The 22106-nt window shown below is 62.3% G+C and carries 25 protein-coding genes; 15 read left to right on the top strand and 10 right to left on the bottom strand.

What is annotated here, in order from left to right:
- Nucleotides 1-40 precede the first annotated feature (40 nt).
- The 4 genes from TK06_RS13715 (at nucleotide 41) to TK06_RS13700 (ending at nucleotide 3286) form a co-directional block, all read left to right on the top strand.
- Nucleotides 41-682, top strand: a complete 642-nt coding sequence (locus TK06_RS13715; RefSeq protein WP_063322507.1) for a class I SAM-dependent methyltransferase — start codon at nucleotides 41-43, stop codon at nucleotides 680-682.
- 121 nt (nucleotides 683-803) lie between these two features.
- Nucleotides 804-1937, top strand: a complete 1134-nt coding sequence (rnd, locus tag TK06_RS13710; RefSeq protein ID WP_003198851.1) for a ribonuclease D — start codon at nucleotides 804-806, stop codon at nucleotides 1935-1937.
- Nucleotides 1934-2227, top strand: a complete 294-nt coding sequence (locus TK06_RS13705; protein WP_003198853.1) for a YcgL domain-containing protein — start codon at nucleotides 1934-1936, stop codon at nucleotides 2225-2227. Before rnd ends, TK06_RS13705 begins: the two co-directional genes overlap by 4 nt.
- Nucleotides 2228-2353: 126 nt before the next feature.
- On the top strand, nucleotides 2354-3286 hold the full coding sequence (locus tag TK06_RS13700) for a D-2-hydroxyacid dehydrogenase (protein ID WP_063322506.1): 933 nt from the start codon (nucleotides 2354-2356) through the stop codon (nucleotides 3284-3286).
- Between the two features lie 234 nt (nucleotides 3287-3520).
- Here TK06_RS13700 and TK06_RS13695 read toward each other — a convergent pair whose 3' ends face one another.
- Nucleotides 3521-4114: a nitroreductase family protein gene (locus tag TK06_RS13695; RefSeq protein ID WP_063322505.1), complete on the bottom strand. Its 594-nt coding sequence runs from the start codon at nucleotides 4112-4114 to the stop codon at nucleotides 3521-3523.
- Between the two features lie 160 nt (nucleotides 4115-4274).
- Here TK06_RS13695 and TK06_RS13690 point away from each other — a divergent pair, with 160 nt between their 5' ends.
- Nucleotides 4275-4724 carry a YcgN family cysteine cluster protein gene (locus TK06_RS13690; RefSeq protein WP_063322504.1) on the top strand — a complete coding sequence of 150 codons (450 nt, stop codon included), beginning with the start codon at nucleotides 4275-4277 and terminating at the stop codon, nucleotides 4722-4724.
- A 31-nt stretch (nucleotides 4725-4755) separates the two neighbouring features.
- Nucleotides 4756-5985: a hypothetical protein gene (locus TK06_RS13685; protein WP_063322503.1), complete on the top strand. Its 1230-nt coding sequence runs from the start codon at nucleotides 4756-4758 to the stop codon at nucleotides 5983-5985.
- Between the two features lie 102 nt (nucleotides 5986-6087).
- On the opposite strand, the gene TK06_RS13680 is transcribed toward TK06_RS13685, so the two are convergent.
- Entirely contained in the window at nucleotides 6088-6465 is a 378-nt protein-coding gene (locus tag TK06_RS13680) for a YgaP family membrane protein (RefSeq protein ID WP_063322502.1), read from the bottom strand.
- A gap of 77 nt (nucleotides 6466-6542) precedes the next feature.
- Nucleotides 6543-7013 carry an RNA methyltransferase gene (locus TK06_RS13675; protein WP_063322501.1) on the bottom strand — a complete coding sequence of 157 codons (471 nt, stop codon included), beginning with the start codon at nucleotides 7011-7013 and terminating at the stop codon, nucleotides 6543-6545.
- A gap of 184 nt (nucleotides 7014-7197) precedes the next feature.
- On the opposite strand from TK06_RS13675, the gene TK06_RS13670 reads away from it, so the two are divergent.
- Complete coding sequence (locus tag TK06_RS13670) at nucleotides 7198-7530, top strand: DUF2790 domain-containing protein (protein WP_063322500.1); 333 nt, start codon at nucleotides 7198-7200, stop codon at nucleotides 7528-7530.
- Between the two features lie 77 nt (nucleotides 7531-7607).
- On the opposite strand, the gene TK06_RS13665 is transcribed toward TK06_RS13670, so the two are convergent.
- The 4 genes from TK06_RS13665 to TK06_RS13645 all read right to left on the bottom strand — a co-directional run bounded on the left by TK06_RS13665 (nucleotide 7608) and on the right by TK06_RS13645 (nucleotide 11439).
- Nucleotides 7608-9767: a copper-transporting P-type ATPase gene (locus tag TK06_RS13665; RefSeq protein ID WP_109790757.1), complete on the bottom strand. Its 2160-nt coding sequence runs from the start codon at nucleotides 9765-9767 to the stop codon at nucleotides 7608-7610.
- A gap of 2 nt (nucleotides 9768-9769) precedes the next feature.
- Nucleotides 9770-10024: a DUF2933 domain-containing protein gene (locus TK06_RS13660; RefSeq protein WP_063322499.1), complete on the bottom strand. Its 255-nt coding sequence runs from the start codon at nucleotides 10022-10024 to the stop codon at nucleotides 9770-9772.
- 305 nt (nucleotides 10025-10329) lie between these two features.
- Nucleotides 10330-10704 (bottom strand): YajD family HNH nuclease, encoded by a 375-nt coding sequence (locus tag TK06_RS13650; protein WP_003184246.1) that lies wholly within the window; start codon nucleotides 10702-10704, stop codon nucleotides 10330-10332.
- 48 nt (nucleotides 10705-10752) lie between these two features.
- Complete coding sequence (locus TK06_RS13645; protein ID WP_063322497.1) at nucleotides 10753-11439, bottom strand: spermidine synthase; 687 nt, start codon at nucleotides 11437-11439, stop codon at nucleotides 10753-10755.
- A gap of 72 nt (nucleotides 11440-11511) precedes the next feature.
- Here TK06_RS13645 and TK06_RS13640 point away from each other — a divergent pair, with 72 nt between their 5' ends.
- The gene (locus TK06_RS13640) at nucleotides 11512-11799 is read left to right on the top strand and encodes a hypothetical protein (protein ID WP_063322496.1); all 288 of its coding nucleotides are present in this window, start codon (nucleotides 11512-11514) and stop codon (nucleotides 11797-11799) included.
- 69 nt (nucleotides 11800-11868) lie between these two features.
- Here TK06_RS13640 and TK06_RS13635 read toward each other — a convergent pair whose 3' ends face one another.
- Entirely contained in the window at nucleotides 11869-12342 is a 474-nt protein-coding gene (locus TK06_RS13635; RefSeq protein ID WP_063325148.1) for a cyclic nucleotide-binding domain-containing protein, read from the bottom strand.
- 160 nt (nucleotides 12343-12502) lie between these two features.
- Nucleotides 12503-14557, bottom strand: coding sequence for a S9 family peptidase (locus tag TK06_RS13630; protein WP_063322495.1), 2055 nt, complete (start codon nucleotides 14555-14557; stop codon nucleotides 12503-12505).
- Between the two features lie 135 nt (nucleotides 14558-14692).
- Here TK06_RS13630 and TK06_RS13625 point away from each other — a divergent pair, with 135 nt between their 5' ends.
- The 7 genes from TK06_RS13625 (at nucleotide 14693) to TK06_RS13595 (ending at nucleotide 20822) form a co-directional block, all read left to right on the top strand.
- A complete protein-coding gene (locus TK06_RS13625) occupies nucleotides 14693-15190 on the top strand; it encodes a hypothetical protein (RefSeq protein ID WP_063322494.1) in 498 nt (165 codons plus the stop codon).
- Nucleotides 15191-15222: 32 nt separating this feature from the next.
- Nucleotides 15223-15999, top strand: coding sequence for a class II glutamine amidotransferase (locus TK06_RS13620; protein ID WP_003198875.1), 777 nt, complete (start codon nucleotides 15223-15225; stop codon nucleotides 15997-15999).
- A gap of 12 nt (nucleotides 16000-16011) precedes the next feature.
- Complete coding sequence (locus TK06_RS13615; protein WP_063322493.1) at nucleotides 16012-16554, top strand: DUF2937 family protein; 543 nt, start codon at nucleotides 16012-16014, stop codon at nucleotides 16552-16554.
- A gap of 546 nt (nucleotides 16555-17100) precedes the next feature.
- Nucleotides 17101-18387 (top strand): MFS transporter, encoded by a 1287-nt coding sequence (locus TK06_RS13610; protein ID WP_060738732.1) that lies wholly within the window; start codon nucleotides 17101-17103, stop codon nucleotides 18385-18387.
- A gap of 64 nt (nucleotides 18388-18451) precedes the next feature.
- Entirely contained in the window at nucleotides 18452-19204 is a 753-nt protein-coding gene (locus tag TK06_RS13605; RefSeq protein WP_063322492.1) for a 5-oxoprolinase subunit PxpA, read from the top strand.
- Nucleotides 19201-19905: a 5-oxoprolinase subunit PxpB gene (pxpB, locus tag TK06_RS13600; protein ID WP_063322491.1), complete on the top strand. Its 705-nt coding sequence runs from the start codon at nucleotides 19201-19203 to the stop codon at nucleotides 19903-19905. The genes TK06_RS13605 and pxpB overlap by 4 nt, the downstream gene beginning before the upstream one ends.
- Entirely contained in the window at nucleotides 19902-20822 is a 921-nt protein-coding gene (locus tag TK06_RS13595) for a biotin-dependent carboxyltransferase family protein (RefSeq protein ID WP_063322490.1), read from the top strand. The genes pxpB and TK06_RS13595 overlap by 4 nt, the downstream gene beginning before the upstream one ends.
- Before the next feature lie 102 nt (nucleotides 20823-20924).
- On the opposite strand, the gene TK06_RS13590 is transcribed toward TK06_RS13595, so the two are convergent.
- A complete protein-coding gene (locus TK06_RS13590; protein ID WP_003198888.1) occupies nucleotides 20925-22103 on the bottom strand; it encodes a vWA domain-containing protein in 1179 nt (392 codons plus the stop codon).
- Between the last annotated feature and the right edge of the window lie 3 nt (nucleotides 22104-22106).

Below are 22106 nucleotides of genomic sequence, written 5' to 3'. Positions count from 1 at the left end.
TGGTTAACCTGTCACTCAATCTTTTCCAAGAGCCGTTCGTATGTCCGGGCTACCCCCATCCACCGTCGAGCTTGAGTTCGCCAGGCAGCATGACCAGGAGCATGCTCAGGTCTGCTGTGGGCCGACGCCTCGACGATTGCGCCTGGCGTTCTGGCGCGACGAGCACATGGTACGCAATGCCCTGAAGGTGGCGGGCGAGCCCGGGTTGGTGCTGGATGTGGCCTGTGGCGCGGGACGATTCTGGCCGGTGCTGGCCGAGCACGCCAACCGGGTGATCCTGGCGGCGGACCCGTCGCCGGACATGCTCGAACATGCGCTCACTCACCATGGCGGCGCGTTGCTCCAACGGGTCAAGACCTTCCCGAGTTCAGCGTTCACCCTCGGGCTGTCGGCCAACGCGGTGGATTGTATTCTCTGTCTGCAACTGTTTCGCCACGTCAGCGCCAGCGAGCATCGCCTGGCGCTGTTGCGCGAATTTCATCGGGTCAGTCGCGACACGGTGATCGTTTCGGTGCAAATCGAAGGCCGCCTCAAGATCGGCCAGGCGCCGCGACGGAGCTTGGCCGACAAGGCTGATGTGGAAGCCGAGTTCCGCCAGGCCGGTTTCAGCGTGCTTTGGTACCAGGATTTCCTGCCCGGTTTTGCCCTGACGCGTGTTTATGCGTTGCGTAAGACCGGTTAAGTCTTGATGTAGGACTATTCTTGCTTTTTCGCAGGCGATTTCTCTCAGGCGGCTGCTCTATGGATGCTCGCAATCGCCGGCGGCGATATATACTGCGCGCCATTCTTCAAGGGAGAGCCGTGTGGCCATCGATATTCACTGGATTCGCGACAACGATAGCCTCGGTCAGTTTTGCGCCGAGTGGCAGCAGTTGCCATTCGTCGCCCTCGACACCGAATTCATGCGGGTCGACACTTTTTACCCTATTGCCGGTTTATTGCAGATCGGCGATGGCAAGCGTGCCTACCTGATCGACCCCTTGACCATCGACAATTGGCAACCCTTGGCCGCACTACTGGAAAACCCGGCGGTGCTCAAGGTGTTGCACGCCTGCAGCGAAGACCTTGAAGTGCTGCTGCGCCTGACCGGCAGCCTGCCTGCGCCGCTGTTCGATACGCAATTGGCCGCCGCTTACCTGAACCTGGGTTTCTCCATGGGCTATTCGCGGCTGGTGCAGGAAGTGCTGGGTATCGAGTTGCCCAAGGGCGAGACCCGTTCCGACTGGCTGCAACGGCCCCTGTCCGAGACACAGATCAGCTACGCGGCAGAGGACGCCGTGCACCTGGCAGAAGTTTTCGTACTGCTGCGCCCGAAGCTTTCCGACGAAAAATACCGTTGGGTCCTGGAAGACGGCGCCGAACTGGTGGCCAACCTGCGTCGCGAGGTCGACCCGTACGAGGTCTACCGCGAGGCCAAGCTCGCCTGGAAACTGTCCCGCGCCCAATTGGCCGTGCTGCGCGAGCTGTGCGCCTGGCGCGAACGCGAGGCGCGGGCCCGTGACCTGCCGCGCAATCGCATCATTCGCGAGCATTCGCTGTGGCCCCTGGCCCGTACCCAGCCGGATAACCTTGGCGCGTTGGCGAAAATCGAAGACATGCACCCGCGCACCGTGCGCCAGGACGGCCAGTTTCTGCTGGACCTGATCCAGCGCGCCGCCAGCGTGCCGCCCGAGCAATGGCCGCCGGCCGTGGCCGAGCCACTGCCCATCGAGGCCTCGGCCCTGGTCAAGCGTCTGCGGGCGCTGGGGCAGGCTGAAGCCGAGCGCCTGGAAATCGCCCCGGAGCTGATGCTGCGCAAGAAAACCCTCGAAGCGCTGATCAAGAGCGGCTTCCCCGAGGGCCCTTACCAATTGCCCGATTCGCTGCGTGGCTGGCGCCGCGAATTGATGGGCCAGGCGCTGCTCGACAGCCTGGCCACTGCCGGAGAACAGCCTTGAAACGTATCTGCTCCATCTATCGAAGCTCGAAGAAAAACGAGATGTACCTGTATGTGCTCAAGAGCGATGCCTTGGAGCGCGTGCCTGAGCCGTTGATGGCCGCCTTTGGCAAGGCGATCCATGCCTTCGACCTGGTCCTGAGCCCCGAGCGGGCGCTGTCACGGGAGGACATCAACAAAGTGCTGGAAAACCTCGACACCCAGGGCTATCACTTGCAAATGCCGCCGGCCGAAGACGAGTACATCGAGCATTTGCCCGAAGAGTTGTTGCGCCGCAACGACCCGGTCTGACGGTCTCTGAGGCACCTGTTCTGGGTGCCTCTGGAAAAACACTGGAAGGGTTTATTGACGACGATCGTATGGATGGAGCGACACTCTATCGGCGGTTGTCTGCACTGTTTTTGAAAGGTTTGATTCATGCGCGTTCTGATTGCCGAACACGACCACCCGGTGTACGCCCAGCTTCTGCGTCAGGCGGCACCCGATATTGAAGTCCTGACCAGCGGCGACTCCGCCGAATTGTCGCGACTGGCCACCGATTGCCCGGTCTGGCTCGGCCAGCCTGATCTGCTGGCCACCCTGTTGCGTCAGGGCCATAGACCCAGCTGGCTGCAATCGACCTGGGCGGGTATCACGCCGTTGTTGGCCGAAGGCTTGACGCGCAACTACCGCCTGACCCGTGCGGTGGGCATTTTCGGCCAGGTGATGGCCGAATACGTGCTGACTTACATGCTCGGCCATGAGCGCGAGGTACTGGCACGGCTGGTCAGCCAGGTCGAGCGCAAGTGGGACAACCGCCAGGGACAAGGCCTGGCCGGGCGCAAGGTGTTGATCGTCGGGACCGGTGATATCGGTCAGCGTGTGGCGCAGTTCCTCGTGCCGTTTGGTGTGCAACTGTACGGTGTGGCCAGTGAAGCGCGAGCGTTGGCGCCGTTCATCGAAGTCGGGGCGCTGAAGGATCTGCCGCGCTTGGTGGGTGAGGCGGATTACGTGATCAATTTGCTGCCCAACACACCCGATACCCATGATGTGTATGACGCGGCGCTATTCAAGCAATTCAAGCCGACCGGGTTGTTCATCAACGTCGGCCGCGGCGTGGCGGTGGTGGATGCGGACCTGGTGCAAGCCCTGAAGGATGGGCACCTGGCCGGTGCGGTGATCGACGTCTGCCGCCAGGAGCCATTGCCACAGCGCCACCCCTTCTGGACCGCCTGGGGCCTGCTGCTGACCGGCCACAGCTCGGCACCGACCTCGCCGCCGATGATGGTGCAGTTGTTCCTGGAAAACCTGCGGGCCTATCAGGCCGGTGAGGCGCTACGCGGGGAAGTGGATTTCAGCCGGGGTTACTGACTTTCTTCCCGCTCCGGGTTGCGCCGTTCACTTAAGGTTTGTGTGAACCCAACCCTGTGGCGAGGGAGCTTGCTCCCGCTGGGCTGCGAAGCAGCCCAAAACCTAAGCACGCGGTGCATCAGATTGTCCGAGCCGGCTGATTCAGGGCTGCTGCGCAGCCCAACGGGAGCAAGCTCCCTCGCCACGGGAAGTGCCGTTCTTATGTGAATAGTTTGTTCACATGAAGGGGCAGGGTTACAGGGTGAAGTCGCCCTCAGCCACCAGTTCGCTCAACGGCCGGCGCGGGCTTGGGGTTTCGCGGGCCTGGAGGTATTCGGCCAGTGTCGATTTGTCCCCCAGCTTGCCAATCGCCACGGCGGCGTGCAGGGCGTAGCCTTCCGGGATCTTCAGTTCCTTGCGGGTCAACGCCTGGTCGAAACCGGCCATGCCATGGGTGTGCCAGCCGCTGAGGCTGGCTTGCAGCGCCAGGTGGCCCCAGGCCGCCCCCGTATCGAAAGTGTGGGACTGCGCAGGGGTTTCTTCGGTGGCGCCGGGAACGGCGAAGGTGGTTTTCGAAACAATGATCACCAGTGCCGAGGCGTGTTGGGCCCAGCTGCGGTTGAATTCATTGAGCAGGCCCAGGAAACGCTCCCAATTCGGCGTGTCGCGGCGCGCATACAGGAAGCGCCATGGCTGGGAGTTGTACGCCGACGGCGCCCAGCGTGCAGCTTCGAAGAAGCCCAGCAGGGTTTCTTCGGCAATGGTCTCGCCGGTAAAGGCACGGGGCGACCAGCGCTCGATGAATTGAGGGTGAATCGCGTAATCGGCAATGCGGGGATTGGCACTCATGGGCTTACCTGGCTGGGGTTTGGAAAGTCAATGAAACAACCTACGTCCCGCCGCCCGGGCTGACAAGTCCCGGCCTACCGACAGTCGCCAATGCTTGGCCTGAAGAGGCCCGGGCACTAGACTGTCGGCCTTTTCACCACCTGATGTTGATGCTTGAGCCATGGCCGCCAAAGTCGAACCGTTCTGGAAACGCAAAACCCTCGATCAGCTCGATCTGCAGGAATGGGAATCGCTGTGCGACGGCTGTGGCCTGTGCTGCCTGCAAAAACTCGAAGACGAAGACGACAACAGCGTCTACTACACGCGCATCGCCTGCAAACTGCTGGACCTGAAAACCTGCCAGTGCTCCGACTATCCCAACCGCCGCGACTTTGTCCCCGACTGCATCCAGCTCACGCCGGGCAAGGCCGATGAGTTCAAATGGCTGCCGCCGACCTGCGGTTATCGGCTGGTCAGCGAGGGCAAGGACTTGCCGTTGTGGCACCACCTGGTCTGCGGTGATCGCGATGCGGTGCACCACGAACGCATTTCCCAGTCCGGGCGTATGCTGGCCGAAGGCAGCGTGCCGGAAGACGATTGGGAAGATCATCTGATTTTCCGCGCCGGCTGAGCCGTCGGGCGGCGCGCCCCAGGGAGAACCCATGGCTGCAGGATTGAAACGGATGCTGGCCGCCGGGCTGCTGGCGATGTGCGGGCCGCTGTGGGCGGCGCAGAAAGTCGATCTGGACTATCACGTGCACCTGTTGCCCCTGAGCGATCAGGCCGAGGTGCGTCTGACCCTGGCCCGGGGGGCGGCGGTGCGTAGCCTGGATTTCGACCTCGGCGACGGCAGTCGCTACAGCGATTTCAAGGCCGACGGCCAATGGCAACTCACTCCCGGCAAAGAGGCGCGAGGTGTCTGGCGGCCGGCAGCGGACAAGGCCAGCCTGAGCTACCGCGTGCGCATCAGCCATGCGCGCAAGAACGCCACCTTCGAAACCCGCATGACCCCGACGTGGGCGTTGCTGCGCGGCGACGACCTGGTGCCGTCGGCCAGGCTCGACCAGCAGGACGGCGTCGAACTGGTGGCCCGTCTTGAAGTTGAATTGCCCAATGGCTGGAAAAGCATCGAGACGCCCTGGCCGCGCATCGGCAAGCAACGCTTTCGCATCGACAACCCCTCGCGCCTGTTCGACCGCCCTACGGGCTGGATGCTCGCCGGCAAACTGGGTAGCCGCCGCACCCGCCTGGGCGAAACTGAGGTGACGGTCGCCTCGCCCCAGGGCCAAGGCATGCGCCGGATGGATGTGCTGACGCTGCTGACATTCGTCTGGCCGCAGGTACAAGCACTGGTGCCGCGCCATCCGGCCAAGTTGCTGATTGTCGGCGCCGGCGATCCGTTGTGGCGTGGCGCCCAGGCCGGTCACGACTCGATCTACCTGCACAGCCGTCCGCCGCTGGTCAGCGAGCGGGGCAGTAGCCCATTGCTGCGGGAGTTGGTGCAGGCATTGGCCCGGGTCAATGATCATGATCGTAGCGACTGGATCAGCGAAGGGCTGACCGAGTACTACGCCATCGAACTGCTGCGCCGCGCCGGCGGCCTGAGTGATGAGCGCTATCAGACCTTGAACGACCGGCTCGCCCGCGACAGCAAGGGCATCACCACCTTGCGCGGCGAACAGATCAGCTCGGCGGAGGTGGCCAAGGCGGTGTTGCTGTTGCAGGAACTGGACCGCGAGATTCGCCTGAAAACCCGTAACAAACGTTCGCTGGATGATGTGTTGCAGGCGGCGATGCGGTTGGAAACGGTCGATACCAAAGAGTTTGTGCAGCTCAGTGAGAGCGTTCTGGGTGGGGCCTCTACTGTGCTGGATACCCGGTTACTTCAGTGACACCGCCATCGCGAGCAAGCTCTCCCACATTGGGTTTTCGGCGTTCACAAAACATGTGGAGCGAGCTTGCTCGCGAAGGGGCCATCAGCGGCGCTGCAAAAATCAGAGCCCAACCTTCGGCGAATCCAACGAATCATTCCCCGTCACCGTAGCCGTGCCAGTCGCCGCCTCGGCATTGGCCTTCAGGCGGCCCAGCTCATCACCGGCCTGTTCGATGCGGGCGCGGGCGTTGCTGAGGTTCTGCCGGTTCTTTTCCAACAAGGCCTTGGCCGAGCAATGCCCGGTGATCCCCCGCGCCAGCGCCATGCCGCCGATCGCCAGTTGAGCCAGGCCGAGCACACCGCCACGGCGCAAGCCCTTGCCCATCATCAGCACACCGCCGGCCAGTGAGCCAATGCGTTCCCAACCATGCACGTTTTGTGGCGGATGGGATTGGAAAGGGGTGGTCTCAATCGGCTCGAACGGATTGTTATCGCTCATGATCTGTCTCCAGTATGGGGATTGGTATAAAGCTGACTGCCCGAGCGATTGCCTTGTTCAATCGAATGTTGCACCGATCAGCGGAATTGCGGCCCCGAACGGGTGTTGTTGCCTTTGGCCATGCGGTCATACAGCACGACGTTGACGGTGGCGGCCAGGTTCATGCAGCCGGTGGTGGGGATGTACACCACATCCTCACACCAATCGCGAATGTTCTTGTCCAGCGAGCCATCTTCCGGGCCAAAAATGTACAGCGCTCGGTCCGGGTGAGTGTATTCGGGCAGTGGGCGAGCGCCTTCCACCAGTTCCACGGCCACCGGCACACAGCCCAGGGGCAGGATTTTCTTCAGGTCGTCGATACCGATCAGCGGAATGTCGTAGTGGACTTTCTTGGTGTCGGTGACGAAGTCGGCGGCTCGCTCATAGCGCTTGCCGGTGTAGAACACCGACGCCACGCCGTAGCAGCCGGCGGCACGCATGACCGAACCGACGTTTTCCGGTGACTTGGGGTTGAACAGACCGATGCAGCTATAGCGTTTGTTGGCCACGGGCGGGGTGCCTTTGGGGAAAAGGCGCGATTATACGGGGAATGGGGCTGCGTGTTCAGTTTGTGAGTGGGGGGGATGGTCGGTTACCTGTTCACGAACCTGACTAATCGGTAACGTCCCCGCCAGCGTCGTGACAGGCACCAGTCGTTATGGTTTGCCTGACAAATGACTGCCGGAGTTCCTCATGAAAACCCTTGATGCCTTGCTCGCCGTTTCGATCCTGTCCCTTTCTTCCCTTGCCTTGGCGGAAGGCGGAGGTGACCGGGTTTATGGCCAGATGATCCAGAACAATCAACAAGCCATGGCGCAATACGCCGTCGAAAACGGCAAAGCCATCGCCGAAATCGTTCATTACGAATACGGCATGAAACTCGATGTTAAAAAAGTGGTGAGCATTACACCGGCCAATAAAGGCTGTGGTGTCGGACCGTCGCGCATGACCTACGAAGACTCGAACGGCAAGCTCAATACCCTGGAATATAGGCTCCTGGGTGATAACTGTCCGAATGGCGGCTGATTACCGTCTCGTTTGTTCTCCTTTGGTTTTGAGACGGTCAGGCGCCCTGGTGGCGCCTGTTTTTTATGGGCGCCGGATTATTGTGCTGGCGTGTTACGCAACCTCAAGGCATTGAACACCACCGACGCCGAACTCACGCTCATGGCGATGGCGGCAATCATGGGCGAGAGCAGGTGACCGGTCAGGGGGTACAGCAGGCCGGCCGCCAACGGAATACCCATCGAGTTATAGAGGAAGGCAAAGCCGAGGTTCTGGCGCATGTTTCTAACGGTTGCCACCGAAAGGGTGCGGGCCCGCAAGATCCCCATCAAATCGCCTTTTACCAAGGTCAGCTGGGCGCTGTTCATCGCCACGTCCGTGCCTGTACCCATGGCAATGCCTACGTTCGCCCGAGCCAGGGCGGGCGCATCGTTTATTCCGTCACCCGCCATCGCGACCTGGCGGCCATCGCGCTGCAGGTCCGCCACCAGACGTTCCTTGTCCTCGGGTTTGACTTCGCCATGGACCTCTTCAATGCCCATCTCCCTGGCCACGGCGCGTGCCGTGGTGAGGCCGTCACCGGTGGCCATGATGATTGTGATGTCGTGAGCCTTGAGCCGGCTGACCGCTTCCCTGGAGGTTGGCTTGATCGGGTCCGAGACGCCCAGCAGCCCGGCCAGTACACCGTCGACCGCCATGTAGATAATGCTGATGCCTTGCGCGCGTAGCTGCTCGGCCTGCTGTTGCAGTGGGCTGACGCTGATGCTGGCGGCGTTCATCAGGGCGGTATTGCCCAAGTGGATCTGTTTGCCGTCCACCTGGCCACTGACACCGATGCCGCTGCCGGATTCAAATGAAGCCGGCTTGATCAGTTCAAGATGCTCGGCTCGTGCGTGATCGACGATGGCGTGGGCCAGGGGATGTTCGCTGCCCTGGTCGAGGCTGGCGGCCAACAGCAGCACCTGGCGGTCGTCGAAGCCCTGGGTGGCTTTCACGCTGTGAAAGGCCGGGCGCCCTTCGGTCAGGGTGCCGGTCTTATCGACGATCAGCGTGTCGATCCTGCATAAGTTCTCGATGGCGCTGGCGTCCCGGAAAAGCACGCCCAGGCTGGCAGCCTTGCCGGTGGACACCATGATCGACATGGGGGTTGCGAGTCCCAGCGCGCAGGGGCAGGCGATGATCAGCACGGCGACGGCGTTGATCAGCCCGAAGACCCAGCCAGGTTCGGGGCCTAACAGCCCCCAGCCGAAAAAGGTCAGTACGGCGATGGCAATCACGCCCATGACGAAATAGCCAGCGATCACGTCGGCCATGCGCTGCATAGGCGCTTTCGAGCGCTGGGCCCGGGCGACCATCTGGACAATTTGCGCCAGGACGGTCTCGGCGCCGACCTTCTGCGCCGTCATCACCAAGCTACCGTGGGTGTTGATCGTGGCGCCGATCAGGTTGTCCCCGGCGCGTTTGATCACCGGAACCGGCTCGCCGGTGAGCATCGACTCGTCAACGGCACTTTCCCCTTCGAGTACCGTACCATCGACCGGGACCTTTTCACCGGGCCTGATCCGCAGGTGGTCACCCTGATGGACGTGGGCCAGGGGAATGTCTTGTTCCTGTCCATCGGCATTGATCCGGCGCGCGGTTTTGGGGGACAGCCCCAGCAGCGACTTGATGGCGGCCGACGTCTGCGAGCGTGCCTTGAGCTCCAGCATCTGCCCCAGCAAGGTAAGGGAGATGATCACTGCGGCGGCTTCAAAGTAGACGCCGATACGCCCCTCCTGCACGAACGTGGCGGGGAATCCTCCGGGCCAAAACGTGGCGGCGACACTGTAGAGATAGGCCGCCGCGGTGCCCAGGCCAATCAGGGTCCACATGTTCGGGCTACGCTGGCGAACAGAGGCCACTGCCCGTACAAAAAACGGCCAGCCTGCCCACAGGACCACGGGGGTCGCCAGGAAAAACTCGACGAGATTTTGCGTTGCACCGTGAAACAGCGACAAAGCGTGCCCCGCCATGGCGAGCACCGTGACGATCACCGTCAACGGCAGTGACCACCAGAAGCGGCGGGTGAAGTCCTTGAGTTCTGGATTGTCCTCTTCTTCCAGCGCGGGCATCACCGGCTCCAGCGTCATGCCACACTTGGGGCAGGTGCCGGGGCCGGGTTGGCGGATTTCCGGGTGCATGGGGCAGGTGTATTCAGTCGCCATGTCGCCGCTGGGCGCTGGAGCACTGTGGTGAAGGTGCGCTGGAACGTTGGGCATGGCTAGGGGCCTTCCTGATCCCTGCGGTTGACGGGTGGTTGGCCATGTTGTCCATGACCGCCATGGCCGTGGCCGTGTCCGAAGATATGCATCAAGGGACATATCAGGAGAATCAGGTACGGCCAATTCGCCGCGATGTGGCTGAAGTGTTCTCGCGCCAGATAGAAGAGGCCGATGGCCAACAACATGATCAATACAATGCCGGTCTTGCCCCGCCAGAATGGCGTTGCACCCGCAGGGGGTTGATGAGTGTTCATGGTGTCGCTCCTTCAGGCCAGGCGAGCCACCGCCACCGATAACCACAGAATAGGCAGGGAGGGCTTTGGCAGATTGATATTCATCAACCTTGGCTTGCTTCACCTGCAAATGAGGGAAGTAGCGGGCATGCTAAAGGTGCGAAGCTGTCAGCGACCTGACGGGGGCATTGCAGATTTGTCAGCTGGACCATGAAAGCGGCCCAGGCAGCCGCCCCACAGTCGAGCAGGCCACTTTTGGCGAGGGGATTTGATCTGTGGAGCAACACTTTGCAGCGCAAGATAAACCCACTCGCCACCACGGCTGATTACTCGTCCTTTTTCATCAACCCGGCCAATGCGGCGAAGGGGTTGTGGGTCGCCTTGGCGATTTTCGGAGTGCTCAGGGAGCCGTCGCCGAAATATTGCTGGTCGGTGTAGCGCGAGTGTTCGTTGTCGTGGCAGTACAGGCACAGCAGTTCCCAGTTGGAACCGTCCTGCGGGTTGTTGTCGTGGTTGTGGTCGCGGTGGTGAACGGTCAGTTCGCTCAGGCGCTTGCCGGAAAACTCACGGGCGCAGCGGCCACAGACATGGGGGTACATTTTCAGGGCTTTGTCGCGGTAGCCCATCTCCCGGTCGCGCTGGGCATCGGCGAGGATGCGGTCCAGCTTGGCGGTGTTGGACGGTGGCGTTGACGAACTCATGGGTTCACCTTTGTAGACAAGACGGATGACGGTTGGACAGAGTTTAGCTCAGCCCTTGAGCTTCTCGGCAATCCAGATGGTGTGGCGGGTGCCTTTGTTGCCATGGGCGAACACTTGCACCTCTTCGGCCTTGAAGCCGGCCTTCTTCAGCTTGTCGGAAAACTGCCGGTCAGCGCTGGCCGACCACACCGCGAGCACGCCCTTGGGCCGCAGGGCCTTGGCGCAGGCGGCCAGGCCTCCAGCCGAATACAGCCAACTGTTGGCTTTCTGGGTCAGGCCTTCCGGGCCGTTGTCGACGTCCAGCATGATCGCGTCGAACCCCTGGGGCTCGGCTTGCAGCACCTTGGCGACGTCTTCCATGCGGATCACTGTGCGCGGATCCGACAACGGCCGCCCGGCCTTTTCACCCAGGGGGCCACGGTTCCACTCCACCACGCCCGGTACCAGTTCGGCCACCACCACTTCGGCGGTCTTGCCCAGGTGCTTGAGCGCCGAAGCGAGGGTGAACCCCATGCCGAGGCCGCCGATCAGCACGCGCGAGCCTAGACGACCGGCGACCTTGCGGCAGGGAATCTCCGCCAGGGCGTCTTCGGAACCGTGCATGCGGGTGTTCATCAACTGCCCGCCGTCACCGCCCTGGATCTTGATGACGAAGTCTTCCCCGTACTCGAATAGGCACAGGGCACCGCCGTTATCAGGGATGGGCGTGGTGTCGAGCAGAACGAAACGTTTCATGGAAATCTCGTAGGAGGGCAAACCGCGCGGTAACGACTAGCCTTAAAGCAGACAATAGCCACGGAGCCATTGATGAAGTGCATCATTCTAACGGCCATTGCCCTGGCGGCGCTCTCAATAAGTTGCGCCCAGGCTCAACAACCGACGATTCCAGTCAACCCGCCCAGCATCCCCGGATCGCCTGGCACCGCCACTCCCATGCCCTATCCGCCGGTCACGCCCAACGGGGTGCCCAAGGTTGGCCCCGGAAGCGGCGGACCGCCCTTGCTGCCCCCCATCGAAATGCCCAAGCCGCCCAAGGACCAGCCGATACCGGGCATGGAGCCCAAGCCAGTGAAGGCCAAGTCGCCGGGAGGATAAATCGACAAGACGACGCATTCACCTGTGGGAGCGAGCAAGCTCGCTCCCACAGGTATTGTGGTTTGGCTGTCAGACCTGCTGCGACAACAACTGCCCATCGGCCATGCGCAGGCGCTTGGACAGGGAGACGGCGAGGGCGCGGATGATCTTGGCGGCGATCTTGGGGGCGTCGTTGAGCATTTTTTCCAGGGAGTCCTTGCCCAGGTTTAGCAATTGGCAATCGCTGGCGGCGATGCAACTGGCCGAGCGCCGTTCGCCGTCGAGCACGGCCATTTCGCCGAATGCCCGGCCGCTGCGCAGCGTGGCGATGGTCACGGGTTGGCCGTCGGGGCCGGTTTTCTGCACGGCTACCTGGCCGGTGTGGATGATGCACATGAAGCTGCCGGCATCGCCCTCGTGGAAAATCGCTTCGCCCTGGGCGATGGCGCTGATGCTGAAATAGCCCGACGCCGCGGCGAAGTCCACAGGCAGCAACTGGTCGAACAGACCGCAGTCCATCAACCAGTCGCGGATTTCTTTATTCAGTAAGGTCGGTTCTGACATGTTGGCACGGTCTTTTTCTTGTGTGTGTTGCAGGTTCAGTTTGGCCCGGGTGTAAAAAGATCCATGGTAGATCCCCTGTGGGAGCAAGCTCGCTCCCACCGTTATTTGATCCGGGATGCCCGGCGCATGGAGCTAAGACCCGGCCATCCCACAGAGTTCCTCAGACCACCCCCAAAACCTTCAAGACAAATGCATATTCGAGCGCTACGTCACGCAATCCCTGGTAACGCCCGCTCATTCCGCCGTGGCCGGCGCCCAGTTCGGTCTTGAGCAGCAGGGGGTGGTCGTCGGTCTTGGTGGCGCGCAATTTCGCCACCCACTTGGCCGCTTCCCAGTACTGCACACGGCTGTCGTTGTAACCGGCGATCACCAGCAGCGCCGGGTACGCCTGGGCGCTGACGTTTTCGTACGGGGCGTAGGCTCGGATCCGATCATAAACGTCCGGCTCCTCTGGATTGCCCCATTCGTCGTACTCGGTGACGGTCAGCGGCAAGTCCGGGTCGAGCATGGTGTTGAGCACGTCGACGAACGGCACCTCGGCAATCGCAACCTTGAACAACTCCGGGCGTTGGTTGAGCACCGCGCCGATCAGCAGGCCACCGGCGCTGCCGCCGCTGATTGCCAGTTGTTCGGCGGTGGTGAAGCCGTTGGCGATCAAATGCTCGGCACAGGCGATGAAATCGCCGAACGTGTTGTGCTTGTGTTCCTGCTTGCCGGCGCGATACCAGGCTTCACCCAGCTCGCCGCCGCCGCGCACATGGGCGATGGCAAACGCTACGCCGCGGTCAAGCAGGCTCAGCCGCGAATGGGAAAACCACGGGTCGAGGCTTTCGCCATAGGCACCGTAGCCGTACAGGTACAGCGGTACCGGTCGGCCGAGGGCTTCGCGCTTGACCACCAGGCTGATGGGCACTTGTGTGCCGTCTGGCGCCGTGGCCCACAGCCGTTGGCTGACGTAGGCATCGGCGTCGAACGGGCCCAGTACCGGGGTTTGCTTGAGCACCACCTGTGCGCCGCTGGCCAGGTCCAACTGGCGGATCTGCGCCGGACGGTTCAGGGCCTCGTAGCGCAGGCGAATGCGCTCGCTGACGAACTCCAGGCTGTTTTGCACATGCAGGCTGTAGGCCGCGTCCGGCAGTTGCACCCGATAGGCCGGCAAGCCTTGCGGGTGAACCTCGATGATCGGCAGGCCGCCTTCGCGCAGGCTCAAGGTCATGGCCCCGGCGTTCAGGCTCAGGCCGTCGATCATCACCGTGTCGCTGTGGGGGATCAGGTTCTGCCAGTCGGCTTCGGTCGGCGCCACGCCTGTGTCGGCGGCCTGGTACAGGGCGAAGTTGATCCCGTCGCGGTTGCTGCGGATCAACCAGGTCCATTGGCCATCGAGCAGGCCGTGGTCGACGTCGTATTCATGGTTTTCCACGCGGGGCGCCAGGCAGGTAAAGGGGCGCTGCGGTTGCGCAGCGTCCAGTACCCAGACTTCGCTGGTGGTCTTGCTGCCCAGGGACAGGATCAACTGCTTTTCCGAACTCGAACGATAGCAATGCAGGAAGAAACGCCCGTCCGGCTCGTGGAACACCTCTTCGGCGGCAGTGCCGTCCAGGCGATAGCGCCAGAGTTTGTGGGGGCGATGGGTGTCGTCCAACTCGCCGAAAAACAGCGTCAGGCTGTCGTTGGCCCAGGTCATGCTGCCGTCGCAATCGGCGAAGGACAGTTCGCTGACCTTGTCGTTGGACAATTCCTTCACAAATAGGGTGTAGATCTCATCGCCCGTGGTGTCCAGGCTGTAGGCCAGGCGCTGGTGGTCAGGGCTGATGCTGAAAGCGCCCAGGGAAAAGAAGCCGCCGCCGGCCAGCACGTTCGGGTCCAGCAGCAGTTGTTCACGGCTTTCATCCACGTTCAGGCTGTCATCGGCCGGACGCGGGCAGCGGTAGTGGCGCGGGTATTCGTCACCGGCCGTGGTACGGGTGTAATACAGGTACGGGCCCCAGGGCGAGGGCAGTGACAGGTCGGTCTCGAGAATCCGACCCTTGATCTCCTGGAACAGGGTTTCGCGCAGTTCGGCCTGGTCGGCGAGTTGCGCCTCCTGGTAGCTGTTTTCCGCCTTGAGGTAGTCGAGCACGGCGTCGGTGTCGCGTTCCTGCAGCCAGGCGTATGGGTCAACACCGGGGTCCCTGCGGGCAATCGGGGCGTTGGAAACGTGGGCAGATAGGGACATGAAAGGCTCTCGAACGTTGTACGAAAAGGGACACATGGCCTGGACAGAACCAACCACACAGGCCATTCGCCAGACGCCGGGGCAGCCTGACGAGCGAAAAGCCGTTACTATAAGCGCCTCTTTGCCTGCCTTGCCATGGACACCATGACCGAGAATGACTATCTGATCGCCTGGGGCCTCTACGCCTTCGCCGCCCTGGGCTGCCTGTTGGTATGGATGCGCATGACCCGCTGGATGTGGCGCTGGTTGCGCGAATCGCTGCGGTTGCTGCTGGCGGTGCTGCTGTTTTGCCCTACCATCGTAGATCCGGTGAAGGACAAGGTCGCCCCGGCCCTGGCTATTGTTGCCCTGGACGTGCTGTTCAAAGTCGGCAACAACGTCTGGCGGGCGGCTTCCGATCTGCTCATGTACGGCATGATCGCCTTCGGTCTCTACTTCATTTTGGTGCTGATCCGCTTTCCCATCGAGCGGGCCGCCAACGCTCGCAAGGAACGGGCCGCCGCCGCAAAAGCCGCCGCTGCGGTCGATGAGCCGGAGGACGAGCCACCGTTTGGCGTGGCCGGTGATGACCGTTACGGTCGCCCGCCCGTGCCGAGCAACCCCCAGCGTTCGCGTATCGAACCGCGCCTGTAACCGGGCCTGCCCCTTGAAGCGAGAGTTCGAGCATGTGTGAGTTATTGGGCATGAGCGCCAATGTGCCGACCGACATCGTGTTCAGCTTCACCGGGCTGATGCAGCGCGGCGGCAAGACCGGGCCGCATCGGGACGGTTGGGGCATCGCCTTCTACGAGGGCCGTGGCCTGCGCCTGTTCCAGGACCCGGCCGCCAGCAGCGAATCGGAAGTGGCGAACCTGGTGCAGCGCTATCCGATCAAGAGCGAAGTGGTGATCGGGCATATTCGCCAAGCCAACGTCGGCAAGGTCTGCCTGTCCAATACGCACCCGTTCGTGCGTGAGTTGTGGGGCCGCAACTGGTGTTTTGCCCACAATGGCCAACTCGCCGATTTCCAGCCGGGCGTGAGCTTCTACCGCCCGGTGGGCGATACCGATAGCGAAGCGGCTTTCTGCGATCTGCTCAACCGTGTGCGCCAGGCCTTCCCCGAACCGGTGGAGGTGGAACAATTGCTACCGTCGCTGATCGAGGCCTGCGCCGAATACCGCAGCAAAGGCGTGTTCAATTGCTTGCTCAGCGATGGCGACTGGCTGTTCTGCTATTGCTCGACCAAACTGGCCCAGATCACCCGTCGTGCGCCGTTCGGCCCGGCTCGGCTCAAGGATGTGGATGTGATAGTCGATTTCCAGGCTGAAACCACGCCCAACGACGTGGTCACGGTGATCGCCACCGAACCGTTGACCGAAAACGAAACCTGGACCCGCTACGAACCGGGCCAATGGAGCCTGTGGCGACGCGGCGAATGCGTCAGCCACGGCCGGACCGAATAAGGACGTCACGTTATGTTGCTCAGTTATCTACGGCTGGTGTTGTTCGCGGTGGGCCTGTTGGTTGGGGTCCAGGTGCCGGGCTTCATCAATGATTACGCCAAGCGGGTCGAGGCCCACCTGATCGAGGCGCAGACCGGCCTGCAAGGGTTCCAGGGCACCGCCAATCAGTTCTTCAAGGGCGACATGCAAGCCCTGGTGGCCCATTACCGCGCCAGCGAAGACCCGATCTTTCGCAGCGACGCCGACAGCCTGAACACCTTGCTCGTGCGCCAGCAGGCCCTGGACAAGCAATTCCAGGCCATGCAGGGCCCGTGGTACATCCGCTTGCTGCAAGTGGCGCTGGCCGCCGATCCGGACATCCGCAAGGAAACCTGGAACGGCTACAGCTACCAGATCCTGTTGACTCCCGAGGCCATGATCTGGGGCATCAGCGGTGCGTTGTTGCTGTCGTTCGGCCTGGAGTGCCTGTTCCGCCTGATCGACTGGGTGGTGCTGGGCGGCAAGCGCCTGCGCCAGAGCCGGCCGATTGAAGAGCGGGATTTGCGCGGGCTCTGATTGCACGACTGATCGAAACCGCAACCGGCTTCTGTGGCGAGGGAGCTTGCTCCCGCTGGGCCGCGAAGCGGCCCCAAAACCAGACACCGCGCAGTGTCAGGTAGATGGTATCCAGCAGGTTTGGGGCTGCTTCGCGGCCCAGCGGGGATAAATCCCCTCGCCACAGGTTCGTGGTTGGTAAAGTGGCTCGAACGGTCTGACTCACCCAGCCCATCGCCAAACACAAACCCCGTGGCGAGGGAGCTTGCTCCCGCTGGGCCGCGAAGCGGCCCCAAAACCAGGCACCGCGCAGTGTCAGGTAGATGGTATCCAACAGGTTAGGGGCTGCTTCAGCCCAGCGGGAGCAAGCTCCCTCGCCACAATGGTGTTCAGCTAGGCCACAACGGTGTGCAGCCAGGCCCTGCGTGTTACCCAATCAAATTTTTCTTATGACCCAACCGAGGTTTTATTCGTTGGACGGGATCGGCCGCGCGCTCAAGAATCGACGCATCGGTCTCCACGTCAGCGTCGTCGAGACTTACAACAATAAAACTGCGGAGAACCATCATGAGTGCACCCGACACGCTCGGCGTCCCCCAACCCCAGGCCCGTTCCGGCCCATTCGATTGGTATCGCAACATCAACCAGCAGGAACGTCGCACCTTCTGGAGCTGCAAGATCGGCTACGCCCTGGACGGCATGGACACGCAGATGCTCAGTTTCGTGGTGCCGACCCTGATCGCGATGTGGGGCATTACCACTGGCCAGGCAGGCCTGATTCACACCAGTACCTTGATCGCTTCGGCCATTGGCGGCTGGGTGGCAGGCATTCTCTCGGACCGCATCGGGCGGGTGCGCACCCTGCAACTGACGGTGCTGTGGTTCGCCTTCTTCACCTTTTTGTGCGGCTTTGCCCAGAACTATGAACAACTGCTGATCGCCCGCACATTGATGGGCTTCGGTTTTGGCGGCGAATGGACCGCCGGCGCCGTGTTGATGGGTGAAGTGATTCGTGCCAAGGATCGCGGCAAGGCGGTGGGCATGGTGCAGTCGGGTTGGGCGCTGGGCTGGGGCATGACGGCGATCCTGTATGCGCTGCTGTTCTCGGTGCTGCCGCCGGAAGACGCCTGGCGCGCACTGTTCATCCTCGGCATCGTGCCGGCGGTGTTCGTGATTTTCGTCCGCCGACTGGTCAAGGATCCGGAAGTCTATAACCAGACCAAGGCCCGGCTGACGCCGGAAAACCCAGCGAAGTTCTACGAGATTTTTGCCCCCGGCATTCTCTTCACCACCCTTCGCGCCTCGCTGCTGACCACCGGTGCCCTGGGCGGTTACTACGCCATCACGTCCTGGCTGCCGACGTTCCTGAAAAATGAGCGTGGCCTGAGTGTATTGAGTACCGGCGGCTACCTGGCGATGGTGATCGTCGGTTCCTACGTGGGCTATGTCATCAGTGCGTATCTGTCGGACATCCTGGGACGCAAAAAGAACTTTGTCCTGTACGCCGTCGGCTCTTTCACCATCGTCCTGCTGTATACCCAGGTGCCGGTGAGCAATAACGTGATGCTCTGGCTGGGCTTTCCCTTGGGGTTCTTCGCGTCGGGCATGTTCAGCGGCATGGGCTCGTTCCTCACCGAACTGTTCCCTACGCGCATTCGTGGTTCGGGCCAAGGCTTCTGCTACAACATTGGCCGGGCGGTGGCGGCATTGTTCCCGCTGTTGATTGGTATTTTGAGCCAGAAGGTGCCGCTGAGCGTGGGTATCGGAGCGTTCGCCGCGGTGTCCTATGGCGTGGTGATCCTGGCGGCCCTGAGCCTGCCGGAAACCCAAGGCAAGCAGTTGGAAGCCGAGTAACTGATAACCTGTGGTGCGCGTGCCCCACAGTTAAACAAAGAAAGAACCTACAGGAGCGTTCACCGTGAACCGCCTGCTATTGAATTGCGACATCGGCGAAAGCTTCGGCAACTGGACCATGGGTCTGGACGCCGAGGTGATGCCCTTCATCGATTGCGCCAACATCGCCTGCGGCTTTCATGCCGGCGACCCGAGCATCATGCGCAAGACCGTCAGCCTGGCCCTGAGCCATGGCGTGCGAATCGGCGCGCACCCGGCCTATCAGGATCTGGCGGGCTTCGGCCGGCGTTCCATGGCCTACGGCGCCCAGGAATTGCAGGACCTGCTGCATTACCAGATCGGCGCCCTCGACGGCATCTGCCGGGCGCAAGGCGGGCGGGTCAGCTACGTCAAGCCCCACGGCGCGATGTACAACGACATGATGGCCAACCCGGCGCAACTGCGCGCGGTGATCCAGGCTGTTGCGGCCTATGATCGGCAACTGCCGCTGATGCTCATGGCGACCCGGGACAACAGCGCCGCCCAGGCCCTGGGCGATGAGTACGGCCTGACCCTGTGGTTTGAAGCCTTTGCCGACCGCGCCTACGACAGTGCCGGTCGCCTGGTTTCGCGGCAAGCACCGGGTGCCGTGCACCACGATCCCGAGGTGATTGTCGGGCAGGCCCTGGCTATCGCCCGCGGCAATGCGTTGACCGCCAGTGACGGCAGCGCCTTGCACCTTATTGCCAACACTTTGTGCGTACACGGCGACAACGCCAGCTCCGTGGCGGCCGTGCAACGCATCCGCGAAGCCCTGGACCGGCAGAGTGCACCATGAGACCACGCTTGGAAGTGGTGGCGGTGGACTGCTTGATGGTGCGCCTGTTCGATGAGATCGCCGAGGCCAACATGCCCTGGATGCTCGCCGCCAGCGAGCGCCTGCGAGCGGTGTTTGCCGAGCATCTGATTGACCTGGTGCCGTCCTATACCACGTTGATGGTGCACTACGATTTGCTCGCCCTGAACACGGTGCAGGCTCGTGAATTGATCGATGAGGCGTTGAATAACCTTTCACCGGATGCCCGGTCCGCCGGCCAATGCCACGTGCTGCCGGTGTGGTACGACCTCAGTGTCGGGCCGGAGCTGGAGCTGCTGGCGAGCCGCAGCGGGCTGACGGTCGCCCAGGTGATCCGTCGCCACAGTGAACGCGAGTACCAGGTGTTTGCCTTGGGCTTCGCCCCCGGTTTCGCCTTCATGGGGCTGGTGGATGAAGAGTTGGCTTCACCGCGCCTCGACACGCCGCGCAAGCGCGTGGCCGCCGGCAGTGTCGGCATTGCCGAGCGCCAGACTGCGGCGTATCCGGTGGTGTCGCCCGGTGGCTGGAACCTGATCGGTCGCACCCCGGCCAAACTGTTTGATCGCGAGCGCGATGGCTACAGCCTGATGCAGCCGGGGGACACGGTGCGTTTCGCCCCCGTGGACCATGCCGAATTCATCGCGCTGGGTGGCGACGACACACCGCTGGAGACCCAGGCATGAGCCGCTTGTTGATCGAGGCCAGCACACCGCTGTGCCTGTTGCAGGACGCCGGCCGTTTCGGCGTGAGGCACCTGGGTGTGACCCAGGGCGGGGCGGCGGACTGGCTGTCGATGGCCTGGGCCAATTGGATGCTCGGCAATGGCCTGGACGCGGCGGTGGTGGAGATTACCCTCGGCGGCTTTACCGTAGTGGCCGAAGAGGATTGCGTGCTGGCGCTGGCCGGGGCGGACCTGGGCGCGCGAATAGACGGCCAGGGCGTGGCATCGTGGCGTTTCTTCAGTCTGCGCAAGGGCCAGGTGCTGGCGCTCACCCAGCCCGTGCTCGGTGCTCGGGCCTATCTGGCGGCCCCTGGCGGTTTCAATGCGCCTGCGGTACTGGGCAGCCGGGCGACGGTCGTGCGCGAGGAACTGGGTGGCCTGGATGGGCGAGGGCGAGCGCTGAGTCGTGGCGAGCACCTGAGCTATTCAGGCGCGGCGACGCCTCGGCCCATGCCGCACACGCGGATTCCGGACTTCCAGCAAGCGCAGCCGCTGGACCTGATCCTGGGGGCGCAGAATGGCGCATTTAGCGGGCAGAGTCTGTTCGACGCGTTCAACACCCCGTGGACACTGGACAGTCGCGCCGACCGCATGGGCATGCGCTTGCTGGGCACGGCGTTGGCGTATCAGGGGCCGGCGATGATTTCCGAGGGCATTCCGCTCGGTGCGGTGCAGGTGCCGCCGGATGGCCAACCGATCGTGCTGCTCAACGACCGGCAAACCATCGGTGGCTATCCACGCCTGGGCGCCTTGACGCCGTTGGCCCTGGCCCGGTTGGCGCAATGCCTGCCGGGGGCGCAGGTACGGTTGCGGCCGGTGGTGCAGGAGGTTGCGCATCGCCAGCAGGTTGAGTGTCTGCGTAGTTTTCTCGACCGCTAAAAGCATCGCGAGCAAGCTCGCTCCCACACTGGATCTTCGTCACACTGAGATCCCCTGTGGGAGCGAGCTTGCTCGCGATGAGGCCCTAAAGGGCGCCAAAGATCACTTGGAAAGAAACCGCATCCCTTCCTCCAACCCCCGCAAAGTCAGCGGATACATCCGGTCTTCCACCAACTCGCGCACGATGTTGGTCGAGGCGGTATAGCCCCAGGTGTCCTTGGGGTACGGATTGATCCAGATGAGCTTCTTGTACTTCTCCATGAAACGCTGCATCCACACATAGCCAGCCTCTTCATTCCAGTGTTCGACGCTGCCGCCGGCCTGGGTGATTTCATAGGGGGCCATGGCGGCGTCGCCGATGAAGATCACTTTGTAGTCGGCACCGTACTTGTGCAGCAAATCCTGGGTCGAGGTGCGTTCCGAGGTACGGCGCAGGTTGTTTTTCCACACCGACTCGTACACGAAGTTGTGGAAGTAGAAATACTCCAGGTGCTTGAACTCGGTCTTGCAGGCCGAGAACAGTTCTTCGCAGATCTTCACGTGGGCATCCATCGAGCCGCCGATGTCGAACAACAGCAACAACTTCACGGTGTTGCGTCGCTCCGGGCGCATCTGGATGTTCAACAGGCCAGCGTCCCGGGCGGTGTGGTCGATGGTGCCGTCGATGTCCAGCTCTTCGGCCGCGCCTTGGCGGGCGAACTTGCGCAGGCGGCGCAGGGCGATCTTGATGTTGCGGGTGCCCAGTTCCACCTGGTCGTCGAGGTTCTTGTACTCGCGCTGGTCCCAGACCTTCACAGCCTTGCCCTGGCGCTTGCCGGCGTCGCCGACCCGGATGCCTTCGGGGTTGAAGCCGCCGGAGCCGAACGGGCTGGTGCCGCCGGTGCCGATCCACTTGTTGCCGCCGGCATGGCGTTCCTTCTGTTCTTCCAGGCGCTTCTTGAATTCTTCGATCAGCTTGTCCAGGCCGCCCAGGGACTGGATCTGCGCCCGCTCTTCGTCAGTCAACGAGCGCTCGAACTCCTTGCGCAACCAGTCTTCGGGAATCAGCGCCTGGAGATGATCGTCGAGTTTCTCCAGGCCGTTGAAGTAGGCGGCGAACGCCCGGTCGAACTTGTCGAAATGCCGTTCGTCCTTCACCAGGATCGCCCGGGATAGGTAATAGAACTCGTCCATGTCGGCGAAGATCACCCGCTGTTTCAGCGCGTTGATCAGGTCCAGCAGTTCACGCACCGACACGGGCACCTTGGCGGCGCGCATTTCATTGAACAGGTTAAGCAGCATGGC

Source organism: Pseudomonas fluorescens, from assembly GCF_001623525.1.
GTDB lineage: Bacteria > Pseudomonadota > Gammaproteobacteria > Pseudomonadales > Pseudomonadaceae > Aquipseudomonas > Aquipseudomonas fluorescens_Q.
The sequence above is the reverse complement of the archived record's forward strand: the minus strand, read 5'-3'. Positions and strand labels throughout refer to the sequence as shown.